The 17,567-nt window shown below is 58.2% G+C and carries 22 protein-coding genes and 2 tRNA genes; 11 read left to right on the forward strand and 13 right to left on the reverse strand.

Annotated features, from left to right (window positions below; genetic code table 11):
* Positions 1-10: 10 nt before the first annotated feature.
* The gene (locus ACSQ8V_RS12900; protein WP_213767726.1) at positions 11-418 is read right to left on the reverse strand and encodes an RT0821/Lpp0805 family surface protein; all 408 of its coding nucleotides are present in this window, start codon (positions 416-418) and stop codon (positions 11-13) included.
* A 347-nt stretch (positions 419-765) separates the two neighbouring features.
* Between ACSQ8V_RS12900 and ACSQ8V_RS12905 the strand changes: the two genes are divergently transcribed.
* A complete protein-coding gene (locus ACSQ8V_RS12905; protein ID WP_436205940.1) occupies positions 766-1,050 on the forward strand; it encodes a hypothetical protein in 285 nt (94 codons plus the stop codon).
* Positions 1,051-1,233: 183 nt separating this feature from the next.
* On the forward strand, positions 1,234-2,220 hold the full coding sequence (locus tag ACSQ8V_RS12910) for a sulfonate ABC transporter substrate-binding protein (RefSeq protein WP_436205941.1): 987 nt from the start codon (positions 1,234-1,236) through the stop codon (positions 2,218-2,220).
* A 447-nt stretch (positions 2,221-2,667) separates the two neighbouring features.
* On the opposite strand, the gene ACSQ8V_RS12915 is transcribed toward ACSQ8V_RS12910, so the two are convergent.
* The 4 genes from ACSQ8V_RS12915 to ACSQ8V_RS12930 all read right to left on the reverse strand — a co-directional run bounded on the left by ACSQ8V_RS12915 (position 2,668) and on the right by ACSQ8V_RS12930 (position 6,112).
* Positions 2,668-2,898 carry a DUF6429 family protein gene (locus ACSQ8V_RS12915; RefSeq protein WP_062092668.1) on the reverse strand — a complete coding sequence of 77 codons (231 nt, stop codon included), beginning with the start codon at positions 2,896-2,898 and terminating at the stop codon, positions 2,668-2,670.
* Entirely contained in the window at positions 2,895-3,989 is a 1,095-nt protein-coding gene (locus tag ACSQ8V_RS12920; RefSeq protein ID WP_436205942.1) for an IS630 family transposase, read from the reverse strand. The genes ACSQ8V_RS12915 and ACSQ8V_RS12920 overlap by 4 nt, the downstream gene beginning before the upstream one ends.
* A 349-nt stretch (positions 3,990-4,338) precedes the next feature.
* The gene (locus tag ACSQ8V_RS12925; protein WP_436205943.1) at positions 4,339-4,782 is read right to left on the reverse strand and encodes an HNH endonuclease signature motif containing protein; all 444 of its coding nucleotides are present in this window, start codon (positions 4,780-4,782) and stop codon (positions 4,339-4,341) included.
* Between the two features lie 721 nt (positions 4,783-5,503).
* Positions 5,504-6,112, reverse strand: coding sequence for a recombinase family protein (locus ACSQ8V_RS12930; protein WP_436205944.1), 609 nt, complete (start codon positions 6,110-6,112; stop codon positions 5,504-5,506).
* Positions 6,113-6,588: 476 nt separating this feature from the next.
* Between ACSQ8V_RS12930 and ACSQ8V_RS12935 the strand changes: the two genes are divergently transcribed.
* From ACSQ8V_RS12935 to ACSQ8V_RS12955, 5 genes are all read left to right on the forward strand, one after another.
* Positions 6,589-7,098 carry a hypothetical protein gene (locus ACSQ8V_RS12935; RefSeq protein WP_436205945.1) on the forward strand — a complete coding sequence of 170 codons (510 nt, stop codon included), beginning with the start codon at positions 6,589-6,591 and terminating at the stop codon, positions 7,096-7,098.
* A gap of 567 nt (positions 7,099-7,665) precedes the next feature.
* On the forward strand, positions 7,666-8,127 hold the full coding sequence (locus ACSQ8V_RS12940; RefSeq protein WP_436205946.1) for a DUF4145 domain-containing protein: 462 nt from the start codon (positions 7,666-7,668) through the stop codon (positions 8,125-8,127).
* A gap of 52 nt (positions 8,128-8,179) precedes the next feature.
* Positions 8,180-8,749 (forward strand): hypothetical protein, encoded by a 570-nt coding sequence (locus ACSQ8V_RS12945; protein WP_436205947.1) that lies wholly within the window; start codon positions 8,180-8,182, stop codon positions 8,747-8,749.
* Between the two features lie 40 nt (positions 8,750-8,789).
* Positions 8,790-9,089, forward strand: a complete 300-nt coding sequence (locus ACSQ8V_RS12950; protein WP_436205948.1) for a hypothetical protein — start codon at positions 8,790-8,792, stop codon at positions 9,087-9,089.
* A 386-nt stretch (positions 9,090-9,475) separates the two neighbouring features.
* Entirely contained in the window at positions 9,476-10,333 is an 858-nt protein-coding gene (locus ACSQ8V_RS12955) for a hypothetical protein (protein ID WP_436205949.1), read from the forward strand.
* Between the two features lie 165 nt (positions 10,334-10,498).
* On the opposite strand, the gene ACSQ8V_RS12960 is transcribed toward ACSQ8V_RS12955, so the two are convergent.
* The 4 genes from ACSQ8V_RS12960 to ACSQ8V_RS12975 all read right to left on the reverse strand — a co-directional run bounded on the left by ACSQ8V_RS12960 (position 10,499) and on the right by ACSQ8V_RS12975 (position 12,752).
* On the reverse strand, positions 10,499-11,296 hold the full coding sequence (locus ACSQ8V_RS12960) for a DUF2971 domain-containing protein (protein ID WP_436205950.1): 798 nt from the start codon (positions 11,294-11,296) through the stop codon (positions 10,499-10,501).
* 171 nt (positions 11,297-11,467) lie between these two features.
* Positions 11,468-11,544 (reverse strand) — tRNA-Arg (locus tag ACSQ8V_RS12965).
* Between the two features lie 100 nt (positions 11,545-11,644).
* Positions 11,645-12,475 (reverse strand): undecaprenyl-diphosphate phosphatase, encoded by an 831-nt coding sequence (locus ACSQ8V_RS12970; RefSeq protein WP_213767729.1) that lies wholly within the window; start codon positions 12,473-12,475, stop codon positions 11,645-11,647.
* Positions 12,426-12,752: a hypothetical protein gene (locus tag ACSQ8V_RS12975; protein WP_436205951.1), complete on the reverse strand. Its 327-nt coding sequence runs from the start codon at positions 12,750-12,752 to the stop codon at positions 12,426-12,428. The genes ACSQ8V_RS12970 and ACSQ8V_RS12975 overlap by 50 nt, the downstream gene beginning before the upstream one ends.
* Positions 12,753-13,032: 280 nt before the next feature.
* Between ACSQ8V_RS12975 and ACSQ8V_RS12980 the strand changes: the two genes are divergently transcribed.
* From ACSQ8V_RS12980 to ACSQ8V_RS12990, 3 genes are all read left to right on the forward strand, one after another.
* Positions 13,033-13,938: an aldose epimerase gene (locus ACSQ8V_RS12980; protein WP_213767731.1), complete on the forward strand. Its 906-nt coding sequence runs from the start codon at positions 13,033-13,035 to the stop codon at positions 13,936-13,938.
* Between the two features lie 152 nt (positions 13,939-14,090).
* Positions 14,091-14,789, forward strand: a complete 699-nt coding sequence (locus ACSQ8V_RS12985; protein ID WP_436205952.1) for a peptidoglycan DD-metalloendopeptidase family protein — start codon at positions 14,091-14,093, stop codon at positions 14,787-14,789.
* A gap of 56 nt (positions 14,790-14,845) precedes the next feature.
* The gene (locus ACSQ8V_RS12990; protein ID WP_213767732.1) at positions 14,846-15,178 is read left to right on the forward strand and encodes a hypothetical protein; all 333 of its coding nucleotides are present in this window, start codon (positions 14,846-14,848) and stop codon (positions 15,176-15,178) included.
* Here ACSQ8V_RS12990 and ACSQ8V_RS12995 read toward each other — a convergent pair.
* From ACSQ8V_RS12995 to ACSQ8V_RS13010, 4 genes are all read right to left on the reverse strand, one after another.
* Entirely contained in the window at positions 15,141-15,365 is a 225-nt protein-coding gene (locus ACSQ8V_RS12995) for a hypothetical protein (protein WP_213767733.1), read from the reverse strand. The genes ACSQ8V_RS12990 and ACSQ8V_RS12995 overlap by 38 nt on opposite strands.
* Before the next feature lie 444 nt (positions 15,366-15,809).
* Positions 15,810-16,337, reverse strand: coding sequence for a Fur family transcriptional regulator (locus ACSQ8V_RS13000; protein WP_436205953.1), 528 nt, complete (start codon positions 16,335-16,337; stop codon positions 15,810-15,812).
* Positions 16,338-16,394: 57 nt separating this feature from the next.
* A complete protein-coding gene (locus tag ACSQ8V_RS13005; RefSeq protein WP_436205954.1) occupies positions 16,395-16,568 on the reverse strand; it encodes a hypothetical protein in 174 nt (57 codons plus the stop codon).
* 174 nt (positions 16,569-16,742) lie between these two features.
* Positions 16,743-16,819 (reverse strand) — tRNA-Pro (locus ACSQ8V_RS13010).
* 131 nt (positions 16,820-16,950) lie between these two features.
* Here ACSQ8V_RS13010 and sixA point away from each other — a divergent pair.
* Positions 16,951-17,409, forward strand: a complete 459-nt coding sequence (gene sixA / locus ACSQ8V_RS13015) for a phosphohistidine phosphatase SixA (RefSeq protein WP_436205955.1) — start codon at positions 16,951-16,953, stop codon at positions 17,407-17,409.
* Positions 17,410-17,567 lie beyond the last annotated feature (158 nt).

Here is a 17,567-nt window from a genome sequence, read left to right on the forward strand (position 1 = left end):
TTAAAACAGGTCACTGTTTCAACAATGCCCATTTACCGCCGTCCGGCTTGCAGACGGTGGGAGCCCAGGTCTGCGTCTGGCCCTTGGCGTGAGCCACCATGGTGAGCTTGCGGCACGTACGGTCGCCGTCTTTCTTCGTATCCGACGGCGTGATCGTGCCGTTGACCGCAACCGGATTACCCGCGCCTTCGTTGTTCCAGTCGAGCGACTCTCCGTCCTGCTTGGTGTCGAGCGCCGAGTGCGCCGCGTTGTTGAGCACCTGCAAGTCGCGCTGCTTCATGTAGGTAATCGGCGTGTTGTTGAGAAACCCGAGGTTGGCCGCGTGCGCCGCGCCGCTGGCAAGCACGACACAGCTTGCGATCAGTTTCACGGCGAATTGCACGGAGACGCGTTTGAGCGCGCGAGATGGGTATGACATGAAACATTCTCCGTCGTTGGTATTGATATTGAATTTCGGCAAGATCAGCGACATCAGCGACATCACCAAGATCGCCGCAGGATCGATATGACTGCATGATTGGCGACGATTGCCATAACCACGTTTCAAAAAAGTCAGAAACGCTCAGGATCGACTGATAAATCACGATCATCTGGCGTCGAGGATAGCATGAGGGCACAAGGACTTTGCAAGCGGCGAACGCCCTCCGAATGGCCATGTGCTCTGTTTTTCAGAGCGACCAGGAACTATCTCAGAAGCGTCTGATAGTCTCACTGGAGACGGAAAACTAGGATCGACAGCTTGTCGACTACGCTTCAAATCCGATCATGCCGACCCTTCTCGCTACCGCCCAGACACCCACGCTCTACGAGTGGCTGTGCATCGCCATTATCGCGTGTGCAATCACGATGCCCAAAGGGCTCATAGCGATGGACCGGATGCTGGCCAGACGGCCTGAACGGTCCGAGTGGTCAGGGTGCTCCTATGTTCCCGATCCGCGCGGCGCCACGCAGCCGTCAATCTGGCCGCGCGTGATGACCGCCATAGGCGGCGTGTTCTGGATCGGGGCATTGCTCACGCTGGTGTTTTTGTGCCGGCAACTCACGCCATAGATTTCTCGCAACCCGACATGAATCAAGGGCAGCTTCGGCTGCCCTTTTTTGTCATCGAACGCTTTTACATTTCCGTTTTTCGGATTCCGTCATTAGCTTCGAAGCATCGCTTATTCGACGCGCAAACCCATCGCCGCTATGGTCGACGATATCGTCGCTATCTCTTCTCCCACGGAAATTTCCATGAAAAGGCTGGGTTTGTCGTTGTCTTTATCAGCGTTATGGGTCGCTGCTGCGTTCACGTTGTTGCCGCTGTCCGCGTCGGCACAAAACGCGGCGAGTGCGCCCGCGAAGCAATTGCGGATCGGATTTCAGAAGGCCGGCCTGCTTGCCGTGCTCAAGGCCCAGGGTTCGCTCGAACAAAAACTCAAGCCGCTCGGCTATACCGTCAGTTGGTATGAGTTTCCCGCCGGGCCGCAATTGCTCGAGGCGCTCAATACAAGCAACATCGATTTCGGCTACACCGGCGCGCCGCCGCCCATTTTTGCGCAGGCTGCGGGCGTGAATTTCGTTTATGTCGGCGCAGAGCCAGGCGGAGAAACCAACGAAGCGCTGTTCGTCAAACCCAATTCACCGATCCATTCGCTGGCCGAGCTGAAAGGCCGGCGCATCGCGTTGCAAAAGGGATCAAGCTCGAACTTCCTGCTGCTTGCCATACTGCAGAAAGCGGGCTTGAAACTCGACGATATCCAGCCGGTGTATCTCGCGCCCGCGGACGCCCGCGCGGCCTTCGAAAACGGCGATGTCGATGCATGGATCGTCTGGGACCCGTATTACGCCGCCGCGCAAAAGGCGTTGACCGTGCGCACGCTCGCGGACTACACCGGGTTGCCGAAACCGTTCAATTTCTACGAGGCCACGCGCAGCTTCGCCACCCAAAATCCACAGGCGGTGCGTGCCGTGATCGATCAGTTGCGCACGACCGGCGCATGGGTCACACAGCATCCGGCGGACACGGCGGCGTTGCTCGCGCCGAAAATCGGGCTTGATGCGGGACTGGTGGAGACGTGGATACGCCGGGTGCCGTATGCCGCTACGCCGATCGATGAGAAAATTGTCGCGACCCAGCAGGGCGTGGCAGATACGTTCTATCGCGCGAAGCTGATTCCGAAAGCGGTGACGGTGAAGGACAACGTGTGGCGGGACCAGAGCGCGCTGACCGCGCAGTAGGCGGAACGCCTTTTGAAGCGTGGAGGGGCGCGTGAGCGCGCCCTGCTAAACATCATGCGATGCTGCGGTTTCGCCCGCCCGAGGCGTTGAGACGAACCCGAGGTTCTGGTACGGCAGGAGGGACTCGAACCCCCGCCCCTCGGCTTAGAAGGCCGATGCTCATTGGCGTCAAACCCTTGCGGGTATTGACTTGTATCCAGCTTCGATGAAATTGAGCACAGTTTGAGCACACTGCGACTACCGACAGGTGGCCGTGTGGCAACAGTAAGCAAGTATCGGGACGCATGGAAATGCCAAGTACGCAAAAAGGGCTACCCGACACAAACCAAGACTTTCAGCACGAAGGCGGCGGCGGAACATTGGGGCCGCTCCATTGAGGCGGACATCGGGCGAGGCACATTTGTACCTAGTGTCGTGAGTTAGAAGTTCGTTGAATCAATTCCCTGTTCATTCGGGAATCACAAAGTGCTGATTAAAAAGTCGCTCGGACTCGCGCAGTCCTTCTTCCGTAAAGATCACGGACTTCGTCTTGTTGACAGGGTCTTCGATGAAGCCTTGTTCATGAAGTCGATTTAGCACATCCCAGTCGAAGCCCTTCCATGCACGGTATCGGTCATGCAGGGTCAGGTAGAGAAGCGCGAGGGAAACTTCATCAATTGCGTCGGTATTGATATTCATGATGCTCCTGCCGCGGCCTTACGGACCCGCACACAAAACCGTTCGAGGCTGGCTAGGATCTCATCGGCCGACTTGCTCCAGACAAACGGTTTGGGGTTCGAGTTATAGACATCCAGGTAATAACGGATTGCGTCTTCGAGTTGACGTGTCGACCGATGCGTACCGCGTCGAAGGTATTTTTCAGTGAGCGTGGCAAACCATCGTTCGACCTGGTTAAGCCACGACGCCGAGGTGGGTGTGAAGTGAACATGGAAGCGAGGATGACGAGCGAACCAGGCTTTGATCGAGGGTGTCTTGTGCGTGCCATAGTTGTCCATGACCAGATGCACTTCCAGATTAGACGGCACGCTGGCTTCGATGGTGCGCAGAAAGCGCACAAATTCGCTGCTGCGATGACGCCGATGTACCTCGCCGATTACTTCACCAGTAGCGATGTCCAGCGCCGCGAACAGGGTTGTCGTGCCGTGGCGCATGTAATCGTGGGTACGTCGCTCAGGGATGCCGGGTGCCAGCGGCAACATGGGTTGCGTGCGATCGAGCGCCTGGATTTGGCTCTTCTCGTCCACGCACCGCACCATGGCCTTGAGCGGTGGGTCAAGGTAAAGCCCGACAATATCTCGCACCTTGTCGACGAACATCGGATCGCTGGAGAGCTTGAACGTTTCCTGCCGATGCGGTTGCAAGCCAAAAGCACGCCAGATTCGTGTGACCGCCGTCTGTGACAATTTCATTTCGCGAGCCATCGTGCGCGTGCTCCAGTGAGTCGCTCCGACAGGCACGGACTCGAGCGTCTTCGCGATGAGCGCATCGACGCGCGCGTCATCAATCGTCCGCGGCGCGCCGGGCCGCGGTGCATCGAGCAGGCCATCCACACGATGGATCACGAACCGCGCACGCCACTTCGAAACCGTTTGCTGTGTGACCCGCTGTTTCGCCGCAACTGTCTTGTTGTCCATGCCATCGGCACAGGCCAACACGATGCGCGCCCGCAATGCCAGGGCCTGCGCGGTCTTGCGTCGCATCGTCAGCGCTTGCAGCTCGTCGCGCTCCGAATCGCTCAGTACGAGTTCCCCTTTGGACCGTCCACTCATCGTTGCCTCCGCGTATCAAGTGCTACACAGAACACTTTAGTACGTGGTCGGCATCATTCAATGAATTTTTAACTCAGGACAATAGGCACATGAGTGCGAATAGCCATGACTAGCCAATAGCCATGACTAGCCAATGGATTTGGGTAAAGTTGCCTCAGGGAACCGAATGATTCAGATGCATCGCGATTGGATGCAGATTGGGGCGTCGGGCACCGGCCACCTGCGGGGATACCGTGCGATTGCTATTTCGCCCCGCGTACCCACCGGACGGGAACAGGGAAGCGAACGGCATAGCGCGGCAAGGTACGTTTAGTCACAGGGCGCGATGCAACGCAGGCTGCGTGCTGTGTCAGTGCGCGCAAGGGACACCGCCGCGCTGCCGTCCGCCTGCAATCCGTCCGACTTGCTGACCCGTCACTCCGAATCGCCGCCCGAGGGCCGCTCCTCCGTATTCAGGGTGACGCGAAACGTAAAGCGACCGGATCATGTCCACCACATCGTCATTCAGCTTCGCGTTTACGTGAGACTCTCCCTTCGATGCGCGGTCCCGGTCCCTCTTGTCACGCATGTTGTCCGCGTGTGTACCGAGCAACAGGTGCGTCGGATTGATACAGGCCGGGTTGTCACACGCGTGGCGGACGATCAGCCCATTGGGAATTGGGCCGAAGTGCAGTTCATACGACAGCCGATGCGCCCGGCATCGCTTGCCGAGTACTGTTTTTCTGCCGTATCCGTCCGAGTCCCTGCCTAACGTCCATACCCGGCACGCCCCGTCGGGACGTGTGTGGGCCATGAGTTCTTCTCTCTTCATAATTTCATAGTCCTAATTTATTATCCCGAGCGAATGCATCGCCTTGGAAAAGGCGTCGATCGGCTATTTTGAGGTGGGGGGTACTGCGAAGGAGCGACGCGGTGAACGACGCGACGCAGGTGGATGCACGAATGTGTGCGCGGCAATTACCGCTGAGCGCGTATAGATAGGGCTTCGCAGGAGGCTCGTGGTCGGCCTACAGTGTTTGGCGCGGGTGGTCTTGACCCGCACTGCGAGCCGTAGGGTACGGTCGCGACGCACTCTCCGTGATTGGTAGGGTGAGTCTCACGTCGGTCAGCGTGACGCCCGTCTTACTGCCTCCTGTGTCTTCGGCTTGCGGCCCGGTTTGGCTCGATTCGCCCATGTAGGCAAGTGCCCTGTTAGCACCTCTACTGCTCGCCGGTACGCTGCAACCGCGCCGGGGCCTGTTCGCTCCAACGTGCCGTGGAAGTGGGTGCGCTCAGTCTCGTTGTGCTCCAATGAGTGCTGCATGTGATCTCCTCGAAGTGGGTCCGTTGGACACGCGTTCTGTGTGTCGAACAGGTAACTGAAATACGTGCGGCCCTATCGGAATCGTGCGACTGCTGTGGTGCAAGGAGGGTCGAAAAATCCTACGTAGTTGTGTCGCATAGGCAACCGAAATCGAAAAGGGCCAGCCGGATCGCTCCTGACTGGCCCTACTTGCCCTGCCGCACCTCGTGTCTTACGTCGCTTCCTGCATCACCTTCATGATGGTCGGATGCGTGACGCCGTACTCCTTGGCTACGCCTCGCGCCGTCCTACAGGCCGCAAGCTTCGCCCTTATCTCGGCGTGGAACTCTTCTAAGCCGATCCCGCGCTTCGCCGCCAGCGCCGCCAATGCATCTCTACGCCCCAGTACCTTCCCCTCTGCCTTTGCCCGCGCCAACCCCGCGTGCGTACGCTCGACCAACTGATCCCGCTCGAACTGGGCGAAGGCCGCGAACATCCGGCGAACGAGATCACCAGCCGCGCTCGTCACCTCCATCACCGGCAAGTCAAGCACCACAACCCGGACGCCCATCGTGCGCAGCATTTCAACGGTGCGGTCTATGTCCGAGGCATTGCGCCCAAGGCGGTCTAACTTCGCCACTACGAGCACGTCGCCTTGTTCAAGTTTCGACACTACCTTGGCGAACTGCGGGCGTTCCATCGCGGGGACAGTGCCGCTAATCGTCTCCGCGTGAACCCGGCGCGACTCGACTGCGTAACCCGCCCTCTCGGCTAATAAGACTTGGTTGTCTGTGCTCTGATCTGCCGTCGAGACGCGGGCGTAAAGGAACGTGCGGGCCATGTGTTTCCAGTGGAAAATTAACGTGGAAATCATCGTACGTGGAAATCAATGGGTATACAAGGACTTATTTGCCAACATTCGGTGGCTCGGTGCGTGGCAATCAACCGGACGATTGCTTACCGGGCGTTCGTGCTGTGCTACGTGTCCTCGTACTTGGTCTTGCGCGGCTGGCGATGCTCGCCCGGTGGCACATCTCACGCAGACAGTCAGATTGGGAGCAATCTCAAGCGTGTGCAAGCGTGCGTATCGCGTTTCATGCGCGTGCGTTATCTAATGTGCGTCATACGCGAGGGCGTACGGGGGCATGCGGGCGGGTGCGCGGCGCAGTGGTCCCCACGGATAACTAGACCAAAATTAGGTTCGTCAAACGTTCGTCAACCATTGGTCACACGTTCGCCAATGATTCGTCAAACGTTGGTAATCACACATCTTTTATTGATTTGCACTGGAGATAAATCCAGGGTATCGTGCAGGCTATGGACGAAGAACTCGCAATCACTAAAGTGCGACAAAAGCTGGGGCTGATCCAAGATGAGATCACTCGGGCGAAGGCGCGCCTCGATCGCCTCGAAGCCGAGGCTAAGAAATTGACGACTACGCTGGAAGTGCTGGAGAACCTAGGTGAAGACACTGTTGCTGTGACGTTCGACGGCGTGTCAACAACGCTACCCGCGCCGTGGGTAAAGCTGAGGGATTTGGCGTTTATGAAGGGTGTGGTAGGCGTGGGGCACGTGGCGGAATTACTCAATCCATCGACGCGGCAATTGATCGTTGCAGAGTTCGTAGCGGGTGAGCATCTGACCAAAAACGAAGTCGTTGAGCGAGTCAAGGCAAAAGACCCGGGTGTCAACGAGGGGACGGTTGCGACAACCCTTTCCAAACTGACGTCTGAGGGGATTCTTGAGAAGGCGGAAGGAAATGCGTATCGATTGAAGGTCGCCACTCCCAGTGCTGACGACACTGAGAGCGGCCATGACCTTTGTTAAAGCAACCCGTCCTCGCGAGGGACACCGTAAGCCAAGCAACGTTGAGCATGGCAAGGAGGTACGTACGATGGTGACCAGCACCCGCAGAAACATAATAGTCGCATAGCCGTCATACGTGACGGGTGGCCGGGGCTTGCGCTCCGGCTTTTTGCATTATAGACCAGCCAAATCGAAATTAGGTCTGGTAGATAGTTGCGTTTTCTGCCCAACTTCTTTCCCACGTTGCTTACATTGATCTATGCCTAGGTAGGTGACAGTGCGAGGCAGGGGACACTCACGGTTGTCCCGACGGATAACTGAACCATTTTTAGGTCCGACAAAGTAGGTCCGGTAAACTGCGGGCATAACCAGACTGGAGATGTTGTGACCAAACACCTTGAGCCTTTGCATAAAGCCCTGGCATTCACTTGTCCGTTCTGTGGTGCTTACGCTGGCATGAAGTGGGAGAGACTCGCGCTGGACTCCACAACCTTTCCAGTGTCTCTAGCGACTTGTGCGGCTTGTCGGCAGGCGAGTTACTGGAGAGAGCTGCCCAACAACAAAGGAATCTTCTCAGCCACCGGACACATGATCTACCCGCAGATTGTGACTGCGCCCCTGCCTCATCCGGACCTTCCGCCTGACTTGCTGGCCGACGTGGAGGAGGCAAGGCTGATTGCTGCGAACTCTCCGCGCGGCGCTGCGGCGTTGTTGCGTCTGGTGATCGAGAAGCTGGTCACCGAACTGGGAGCTAAGGGCGGAACCATTAACGACCAGATCGGCGATCTCGTTAAGAAGGGTCTTCCCCTTCAAGTGCAGCAGGCGCTCGATACCGTGCGAGTGATTGGGAACAACGCGGTCCATGCCGGAAAGATGGATCAGGCGGATGTCGAAGCTACGGTGCATGCGCTGTTCGGGCTGGTCACCATAATTGTTGAGCAGTTGATTACGCAGCCGAAGAAGATCGCCGAACTGTTCGAGACGCTGCCCGAGGGTGTGCGGGACGGGATCGAGAGGCGGGACGGGAAGCCTAGTGAGCGCGAGACGTAGTGCCCCGCAGAAATCTAGACTGAAATTGGGTCCACCACGACAGGAGAAAAGCATGGGCAACGCCCACCTCTCATCCTTCTTTGCGAAGTTCGAATCCGACGACCTTGGTTTGGGTCTTCCGCCCATGCTCAAACCAACCACGGACGGCAAAAAGGAGTGGAAGTATCTCGACGGACTCGACTTCGAATTGATGGGGTATTTCCTGTCCTGTCATCTGGTGGTCGAGCACTACATGACTGTGTTCTTGCGGGCGCACTTCCCGGAACTTGATTGGGAAAGTAAAGAGGCGAAAATGACGTTCGGCCAGCGAGCCGCGTTGCTGACTAAATGGGGTGCGAATTCAGCTTACCCTCATGATCCCGTTCCGGTCATCAAGCATCTGAACAGCCTACGCAACCGGTTCGGTCATAGACTCGATTACACCCCGTCTGAGGACGACATGCTGCCGTTTCTCCATTACCTGCAATCGATTGAGCAGGGGGAGGAACTCAAGGGAATGTCTCTAAAGGAAATGCTGCACCTCGCAACGTGGGGCTGTTGCGCCTCGCTCGCACTAGCAGTGGGAGAGTTGGCACACGAGGCTCAAGCTCAGCAGGAGCCGACAGACGGCGCAGCGCAATAGCATGGCAAAATTGGGGCCGTGCATTTTCGAGGCGCACGCCATGAAGACTGTTGAGCACGGTGAATGGAAGATCAGCGTGGAATCCATCCCGGACAGCGGGATGTACACGGCCAAGGGGAGCGTCGAGCGGAAGCGTGGCCTCATCACAGGCGAACCCAATGTATCAGGGCTAAACTCGGCCCGGTACACGGCCAAGGGAACCGTAGAGCGGAGCCCCGCCAAGGGCGATGTTTACGGTGCTCGGTACACGTTCAAAAACCTGGGTGTCTCGGACACGTCGCTGGGCGTAGAGAAGTGGGCGCTGGAATGGTTGCAGGGCTGGCTCGATGAGAACTTCTGAAAGTGGATCTGTGAGGCAGAGCAACTAGCTCGGCAGGTACTCGATACCGCGTTTGGTACAACGCGCTGCCAGAGTTGCGCTGGACGGGCCTGCTGACTCCCGACTGATGGCACGCTGATGCAAAACATGCTCCCGGAGTGCTCCAACGTTTCCGGTCAAAGCCGACGAGGCTCGGCTGAAGAAGTCCGCATAAAATGCCTGTCACAATTACGACGCGGCGCTTGTGTCAGTGCGCCGCTGACGAACCGCCGCACGTCCCGAGGAAGCACTGTACTCACTTGACAGGTAGAAACGACAAGCACAACGTGCAACAGCCCGGACGAGCATTCGACGGGGACCAGTTAGCATCGGACACAAGGCGGAGACCCACGTCTCTGGAGCGCGAAATGCCGTTTCGGTTTCTAAGCAACGAACAAACTCAGTCCATCGCCCGGCACCGAATTGAGACACTTGAGTTATGGCTAAGGCGTCTGGTTCACGACGAATTGACAGCTGAGTTCGGAGAGGATTATTTTTCCGCAACCGAATCTGGAGGACAGAATGTTATCAACGGGGAAATAAGGCGCGCCGTCCGTGATAGATTGGTACAAGAACCGGACAGGTTTCCTAGGAATGTCGATGCCTTAATCCTCGATCATTTGGTAGACATTGTTTGCAAGGCATCCCTTTATGAAAGACACTTTAAGGCTCCCCTTCGAGAGGCTTTTCCGGAAGGCTGCACCGAAGCGCGCACGTTCCTTAAGCGACTGATTCCCATCCGCAACAGATTGGCTCACGCAAATTCAATCACCGCTCATCAAGCTGAGCAAGCTGTCTGTTACGCTGACGACGTGCTAGCGTCGATCAAGCAATACTACGTCCTCAGAAACATGGCGCAAGAGTACAACGTTCCACGATTGCTGACGTTCACCGATAGTCTGGGCCACAGGCGAGAGATTTCATCTTCACGGGAGTCGTTTGGCTTCACCCCGGCCCCACCCTTACGCCCAGGCGATACCATCTCATTCGAGGTTGAAGCAGATGCGAGCTTTGATCCGGCAGAGTACAAAATCGAGTGGCGGGTGGACGCTACAAGGACCGCGAATGGTCCGCACTTTGCGCTCGAACTTAAGAACGAACACGTCGCGGACATGTTATTAATCGCCGCCCAAATCGTTTCGAGCAAGAAGTGGCACAAACACTCTGGATACGACGGGAGAGTTGAGGTTTGGTACCAGGTGCTCCCGCCAATCGAGGAAAGCTGAGCAACCGAATGCGATCGTCTGTACCGGTCCTGTGACTGCGCGGGTTCAGAATCACTGCTTTCATCGCCCGCAAAGCCTTGCTGTGCAATGATTGCATTGGGCTTGAAGCGGCGATGGCAGATTTGATTGGACGGGATTTCTAGAGCGCCCCAGCGCCTCTCCCCACTATCGGATCGTCTCCAGAGAAAGTGCATACCTGTCCTTAACGCGCCTCGCCCGCTGTACTCGAAGGTCAGGCCCGTACCTGCCAATCACCTCCACAGCGCGGTCTTCATCGCACTGGCATCCGAGCACCACGCCGACCAGCGAGCCACGCGCCAGACGCAGCGTTGAATCCCGCGTCGTCAGCATGTTCGCGCGTGGCAGATTCCGTTCCTCAGCGATCAGCCTGTACTCTTTCTCGTAACCCCACACGTCGGACTTCGTCAGGACCGGCACAAGGTTCGCGTTATTGCCGTCTTCGTACATTCGGATGCTCGGGTACGTCTCGCGGTAGTGGACGCGATACGCCCACAGAATTTGATCGGCTCTAGTATCGAATTCCAGCGCGATGCCTCGGTGACTGTCGCCGTAGTGCGCCCACATGAGCGGGTTCTGCGGGTCAGGTAGAAGGCAATACACTCGGTACTGATTGTCAAGCTGCCTTATCAGCCCATCGCGGATCATTGTGATAGTGGCATCCATTAGCACATCATTGGCGCGCAGTTCGGCCTCGTGCTCGGGCTGTACGTTCGCGGTGCGGATCAGCCACTGTAGGTGCCGCTCGCGTTCGTCAGGGTCAGCAAGAATGTCCACATCAAACCACGGCTGACAGTCCCACGGATCATTGAACGCCGAAGGCCTCGACATGTGGACTGTCCGATGTCGCAGCGTCTGCTCAAGGCGCTCGGCAGTTCTGTCGTTGAAGGATTGATAGTGATACAGCAGGCGGTGGCCATCCTGCATGGCGCTGACAAGGTCCATGTGCCCTCGCGGGTGGTCGTCCGGCTTCATCAATGCTCACGCTGCTAGCGTGTTCGCATACTCGACAATACGCAGTAGAATCTGAGCACACTTTGAGCACACTGAACTGTGCTCAACCTCAAAACCGCGCAGACGTGCTTTTTCGTAACTGCTTGATTTTATTGATGGTTTTGGTACGGCAGGAGGGACTCGAACCCCCGCCCCTCGGCTTAGAAGGCCGATGCTCTATCCAGCTGAGCTACTGCCGCGTTGCAGGTGATCCGGGATTTTACCTCATCGAAAGGATGCGAGGCCTCATTCCGAAACCTCGCCCGCTTCAATGCGGTTTAAGCCTGCTGTAAACCTGCTTTAAACCGGTTGCGGATGCAGCATGAACCAGCCAAGACAGAACGCGCCCGCGACGACGCAATACAAGCCGAAAGCCGCCAGCCGGCCGCGGCCTTCGAAGTAACGCATCAGGAAACGCACGCTCAAGTACGCCGCGATTCCCGTCAGCACGCCACCGAGGACGGCATCGAAGAGTTGATCCGGTGCGTGGAACAGCTTCGGCAATTCGAGTACGCCGGCGGCGAAGATGATCGGTGTGCCAAGCAGGAACGAGAACTCCGCCGCTTTCTCGGAACTCATTCCGGCGCCGACGCCCGCGATAATCGTCAGTCCGCTGCGCGAAAACCCCGGAATCAGCGCACCGATTTGCGCAAGACCAACCAGGAAGGCCTGCTTGAACGTGAGGTCTTCAGGCGAACGCTCGGCGCGCGCACGCGTCAGCCGGTCGCCAACCCACAACAGCACGCCGTTCACCATCAACGCCGCCGCGACGATCCGCAGATCGTGGAACAGTGCCTCAAGCCGCTTTTCAAGCACCAGCCCGACGATACCCGTCGGAATCGTGCCAATGATCAGCGCCCACATCATGTGGCCGTCAGCGTTTTTGCGGCCACGCAGCGATCCGATAAACCCCTTGATCAGCGCAATCCAGCGCTTGCGGAAATACCACAGCAGCGCGAGCGCCGTACCCAGGTGCAACGCGACCAGGAACGGCAACAACTGCGGCGCGTGTTTATCGATGTGCATCCCGATCAGGCCGGGCACCAGAAGCGTATGTCCAAGACTGCTGACCGGGAACAATTCAGTCACACCCTGGAGTACGCTCAGAAAAATCAGAAACCACAAAGTCACGCGTCGATCCTCTTTCGTTATTGACGACAGGCGCATAGCCGCGACGGTGCAGCAAATGGCCAAGCAAACCGGGCCGATTATGCCGGTCACCAAAAGCAGCGCCAAGCCTTTGCGTAGACCTTTCGCCATCGAAAGCAAATCGTTTGGTTAAACGAATATTTTTGTAAAAAATAAAAAAGCCCGTTGTAAGAACGGGCTTTTTGTTTGACTGCGTCACATCTGCGTCACGGTCGCAGCTTGTATAAGAACAGTAGCGTGCCGGCGCCGAACGTTCCAAAAATGAACACTCCAAACATCATCGCCAGATCCATATCGTCCTCGTCGTTCGGCAGGACCCATCGATCTGCGTGAGATCGTCAAGGTCGAAAAATGTTTCATGCGCGTTACATCGTGCTTGCATTATCGGGGCAATGAAAGCGGCTGTGTCAGTCGCAATTTCCCCAAAAGGGTTTCCCCGTAGAATTGAGCCGCCCATTGCGCCACACCGTCTGTTCGTTGCACGTTCGAACACTTGTTTGATCACGCTGTTTGACCACTTCCTCAAGGAGACCACCGACATGTCATCCCAGCCTGAAGACATCCTGGAAATCACGTTCGATGACGCCGTTCTAGAACTCGCGCCGCGCGCGGGCGGACGGCTGATGACGTGGCGCGTCGGCGGCGAGCCGGTTATTTTCTGGCCGGCCGCGCCGGACTGGTCCAACTTCGTCAAGATTCGCGGCGGCAACCCGTTATTGTTCCCGTTTCTCGGCCGCCATTTCGTCGATGGCGAAATCGGCAAATGGCGCGATCAGGAAGGCGTCGTGCACGAACTCCCCATGCACGGTTTTGCGCGCAATCTGCCGTTCGAGCACCGGAAAGACCCGGACGGCCATGGCGTGCGAATGACGCTCGTGGACAACGATTTCACGCGCCAAGGGTATCCGTTCGCGTTTCGTTTCGAGGCGGCATACAGGCTGGTCGACGCCGTGACGCTCGATGTCGAACTCACCACGTCGAATCCGGGAGAAGTGCCGCTGCCCTACTACGCGGGCCATCATTTCTATTTCGCCCTGCCGCACGACCAGCGCGGCATGAGCAGCCTGGAATTGCCGCGCACTGAAACCCGTCGGCAACTCGACGATGGCGCTATCACTGACCCGCAACCGGGAGCCGCGCGCTACGCGCTGGACGACGCCAACATCCTGGATCGTTTCCATTGTTTTACTGGCCCCTCCGACCACCCGGTCCGCCTCGTCACGCCGGGTTTGAAACGTGCGGTGAATTTCGACCTGCAACGCCCCGACTCGGTGCCCTGGTACGCGGTGACGACCTGGACCCTGGAGCCCACATCGGATTTCTACTGCGTCGAGCCGTGGGTCGGACTCCCCGATGCCATTCACAATGGCCGCGGACTGCGCTGGCTCGCGCCGGGAAAAACCGAAACGGCAGCACTGCGGCTGACCATTTCGCCGGCTGCCTGAGAGGGACCGGAAGCGGGCAACTAGCCGGCCATCTGGGCCGCTTCTGAGGGCAGCGACGCCGGGACGGTAAAATCGGACATTTCGCCGATGCGCGTACTGGTTTGTTTGCCGCAGCGTTTTCGGTTTGTGCGGCGCTTTGCGAGGTTTTGGGTTTGGTAAAAATAATTCGACGGCTGACCTGCGTGTCGTTGGTCGCAGTGCTCGCCGCGTGCGGCTCCGCGCCGGTCGGACCAGGGTTTTATCGAGTTGAACGGGGCGACACGGTGTCGAAGGTCGCGCGGGCGAACCGGACGTCGGTCCAGAACATCGCGCGCTGGAACAACCTCACCGACCCGAATGCTATTGAGGTCGGCCAGGTGCTGCGCGTGGCGCCGCCCGCAGGCAGCGTGACTTCGGCCGGGTCATCGGCACCGCCGGCCCGCACGAGCAGCGCGGGCACATCGGACTCGGCGCCATCGTCATCCGCATTGGTCACGCCGGCCACCAGCATTTCGCTTATCTGGCCGACGCAAGGCAGTGTGATTCGCGGTTTCGACGGCAAGAGTTCGAAGGGTATCGACATTGCCGGCGCGTCCGGGACGCAGATCGTGGCGGCAGCCGCGGGGACGGTGGTCTATGCGGGGAATGGGCTGCGCGGTTACGGCAACCTGCTGATCGTGAAGCACAACGCCGACTACCTGACCGCCTACGCGCATAACCGCGCGCTGCTCGTGAAGGAGGGCCAGAGCATCACGCAGGGTCAACCCATCGCGGAAATGGGCGACACCGACACGAATCGCGTGATGCTGCATTTCGAATTGCGCTACAAGGGTAGTTCGATCGATCCATCGCGTTATCTGCCGGCACGGTAACGCGCAAGGCACGCTCATGAAGGCGCGCGTGCCTAATCAAACACAGGGAAGAATCGATGAAATTACAAGTTTGCGCCACGACGCTTGGAAAGGTGGCCGCGACGGCTGCGGTAATGGTGGCTGCGCTGACGCTCGCGGGCTGCGCCGACTCGGCGAAGATGACCTATCTACCGTCCGGTGACACCGGTTTTGCGATCAACTGCAGCGGCGGCGACGCAAGTACAAGCTGGGCGGAATGCTACAAGAAGGCGGGCGAGATGTGCGGGTCGTACGGCTACGACGTGGTGTCGAAGGACGTTGACAACGGGGCGACGTCCGGCGGAACGGTGGCCGGGATTTTCGGCGCGAACGTCAAGAACCGGTCGATGGTGATTCGCTGCAAGCAATAGCGCTCGCCTGTTTCTTGATCGAGCGGCCGAGGCGCGCAACGTTTTCGCCCAACGCCAGGTTTGCTCGCGGACCCAGCAGTTGCGCGCCGCGCCACCGACCGGACAACGGGTCGATATGCGAGGCGAACACGAGCAGCGAACCCAGCGCGATCGGACAAATGGCGAGGAAAATCCACAACGAGGTCATGGTCGGGAATCGATTTCAGGAAATGCGATCATACCTTTGCGGCAAGAAATTCGCATAATCCGCCGTCGAAGCTGCGTGTCGATCGTAGGAATTACGTGTCGCGGCCTTCGTTGACCAGACAGACTTAAACCTCCGGAAAGCCCGTGCACATTGGGTTACGCGTTGATACAAGTGATCACAATCAACCCGATTGATGCACTTTAGAATACGGTCAGCCCGCGATTCTCTGCGCGAACAGTCCTCGCGGGTCAGAAGCCCCGGTGTGCCCGCATCGGGGCTTCGCTTCATTCAGGCTGTCGGTTTGGGCGTCAGCGTCCTGCCCTGAGGCTCGGGGCTCACATAGCGGCGTTCGAAGCCATCCATGGAATACAAAAGGCCGTTGCCGACTGACGTCGGAAACGGCCTTTTTTGCGGGCGCTGCACTTTATGCGTTGCGCGGGGAGATCAATGCGACGCGTGATCGTGCTGATGCGCGCTGGGGTCTTCAGCGGCCTGACATGCCGGACAAATACCCTTTAACTCGATGTCGTCGCCGGCCAGCCGATACCCGCTCGCCTCGACCTGCGACATCAGGGTCTGGCGCAACTGTTGTTGCTGCTGCAACTCGGTCACGCGGCCACATTGCTGACACACGATCAGCACGCCGTGCTGGCAATGCGTGAGATCGTGGCAGACGGTGAACGCATTGATGGACTCAATCCGATGAATCAGCCCCGCCGACAGCAGGAAATCCAGCGCCCGATACACCGTGGGAGGTGACGCGTTCGGATGCATCGCCCGCATTTCGTCGAGCAACGTATAGGCTTTGGTCGCCCGGCCTGAAGCCAGCAGCAACTCGAGCACGGTGCGGCGAATGGGCGTGAGTTTCTGACCACGCTCGCGACAATAATCGTCGGCCATCGTGACCGCCGCCTGGAGCGCGTCGGCGGACGAGTGGGCGTGAGAGTGGGCGTCGTTGGCGGGCGTGTTCATAGGCGGATTATACGCTGCGACATAAGGGCCAAGTTCCGGGCGTGCGGCGTCACGGCTTTATTGCGGCTGCTCGGGCTTGGCCGGCGCGATGATCATGACCGGCGGCGTGGTGTCGGTGGGCACGCCCTTGTAGTCGGGCGGATCTTGCGGCGGCGTGTGGTGAGGCACGGTGGCGTCGCCACAGGCCGACAGGAGCAGGGAGCAGATAAACAAAGCAGCGAAACGCGGCATGGACGGCCCGGAAATGAAGTTCAGGAGGTTTTAGATACGAATACGAAGAGTGAACGCAGAAGATTAAACGATATCGGAGATTGGCGAGAGAACGGAAACGTGGGCGCTGTGGTCACGGCGCCAGAAATGGCGAAGGGGTCACGAGTTAAACTCGTGACCCCTTCATTTAAAACGTGGTCGGAGCGAAAGGATTCGAACCTTCGACCCTCTGATCCCAAATCAGATGCGCTACCAGGCTGCGCTACGCTCCGACAAGGACGAGATGATAGCGTTTTACCGACACCCGCGCAATCGAAACTATTGGACGCCGCGTTGAGTCCGAAGCCATAGCACTTGCGCGGCCTTCGCCGGTCCAAATTGAAAAACCCACAGGAGACATCCGATGAACCTCATTCTCTGGCGCCACGCCGAAGCAGAAGACCAGGCTGCGAGCGATCTCGTGCGCCAGCTGACGCCGCGTGGTGTAAAACAGGCACAGGGCGCGGCGAAGTGGCTGAAGAGCCGGTTAGACGACGATGCGGTGTTTCTCGTCAGTCCGGCCACGCGCACGATCCAGACAATGGAAGCGTTTGGCGACCGGTATCGCGTCGTGAAGGAACTCGCGCCGGGGGCCAGCGCCCAGGCTGTGCTGGATGCCGCGCAATGGCCGCGCGGCGTCGCGGAGACTGTCGTCGTAGTCGGACATCAACCAACGCTCGGGCGCGTCGCGGCTTCGCTGATGACCGGCCACGAAGCCGAATGGACGCTGAAGAAAGGCGGTATCTGGTGGTTCCAGCAACGCTCCCGCGCAGGCGACGACCAAGTCGTGCTGCGTGCGGTAACAAGTCCTGATTTACTGTAGCAAAAGACTGTAGCAGCAGCCCAAACAGCCTCCCAAGGCGGCAAAACCGTGGCTTCGCGGTGACGCTTCATTGAATCGTCATAGTCACGCCATGCGAGCGTCATTCGGAATACTTACATTGGCGGCTAAACGGTAATACGTCAGCCAAATCCACTTGG

Source organism: Caballeronia sp. LjRoot31 (genome assembly GCF_964253885.1).
Taxonomy (GTDB): Bacteria; Pseudomonadota; Gammaproteobacteria; order Burkholderiales; family Burkholderiaceae; genus Caballeronia.

Coding starts and splice junctions, on each gene's coding strand:
- ACSQ8V_RS12900 (WP_213767726.1), bottom strand. CDS start 418: ATGTCATACCCATCTCGCGCGCTCAAACGCGTCTCCGTGCAATTCGCC.
- ACSQ8V_RS12905 (WP_436205940.1), top strand. CDS start 766: ATGCCGACCCTTCTCGCTACCGCCCAGACACCCACGCTCTACGAGTGG.
- ACSQ8V_RS12910 (WP_436205941.1), top strand. CDS start 1,234: ATGAAAAGGCTGGGTTTGTCGTTGTCTTTATCAGCGTTATGGGTCGCT.
- ACSQ8V_RS12915 (WP_062092668.1), bottom strand. CDS start 2,898: ATGAATATCAATACCGACGCAATTGATGAAGTTTCCCTCGCGCTTCTC.
- ACSQ8V_RS12920 (WP_436205942.1), bottom strand. CDS start 3,989: ATGAGTGGACGGTCCAAAGGGGAACTCGTACTGAGCGATTCGGAGCGC.
- ACSQ8V_RS12925 (WP_436205943.1), bottom strand. CDS start 4,782: ATGGCCCACACACGTCCCGACGGGGCGTGCCGGGTATGGACGTTAGGC.
- ACSQ8V_RS12930 (WP_436205944.1), bottom strand. CDS start 6,112: ATGGCCCGCACGTTCCTTTACGCCCGCGTCTCGACGGCAGATCAGAGC.
- ACSQ8V_RS12935 (WP_436205945.1), top strand. CDS start 6,589: ATGGACGAAGAACTCGCAATCACTAAAGTGCGACAAAAGCTGGGGCTG.
- ACSQ8V_RS12940 (WP_436205946.1), top strand. CDS start 7,666: ATGATCTACCCGCAGATTGTGACTGCGCCCCTGCCTCATCCGGACCTT.
- ACSQ8V_RS12945 (WP_436205947.1), top strand. CDS start 8,180: ATGGGCAACGCCCACCTCTCATCCTTCTTTGCGAAGTTCGAATCCGAC.
- ACSQ8V_RS12950 (WP_436205948.1), top strand. CDS start 8,790: ATGAAGACTGTTGAGCACGGTGAATGGAAGATCAGCGTGGAATCCATC.
- ACSQ8V_RS12955 (WP_436205949.1), top strand. CDS start 9,476: ATGCCGTTTCGGTTTCTAAGCAACGAACAAACTCAGTCCATCGCCCGG.
- ACSQ8V_RS12960 (WP_436205950.1), bottom strand. CDS start 11,296: ATGGACCTTGTCAGCGCCATGCAGGATGGCCACCGCCTGCTGTATCAC.
- ACSQ8V_RS12980 (WP_213767731.1), top strand. CDS start 13,033: ATGTCATCCCAGCCTGAAGACATCCTGGAAATCACGTTCGATGACGCC.
- ACSQ8V_RS12990 (WP_213767732.1), top strand. CDS start 14,846: ATGAAATTACAAGTTTGCGCCACGACGCTTGGAAAGGTGGCCGCGACG.
- ACSQ8V_RS12995 (WP_213767733.1), bottom strand. CDS start 15,365: ATGACCTCGTTGTGGATTTTCCTCGCCATTTGTCCGATCGCGCTGGGT.
- ACSQ8V_RS13000 (WP_436205953.1), bottom strand. CDS start 16,337: ATGAACACGCCCGCCAACGACGCCCACTCTCACGCCCACTCGTCCGCC.
- ACSQ8V_RS13005 (WP_436205954.1), bottom strand. CDS start 16,568: ATGCCGCGTTTCGCTGCTTTGTTTATCTGCTCCCTGCTCCTGTCGGCC.
- sixA (WP_436205955.1), top strand. CDS start 16,951: ATGAACCTCATTCTCTGGCGCCACGCCGAAGCAGAAGACCAGGCTGCG.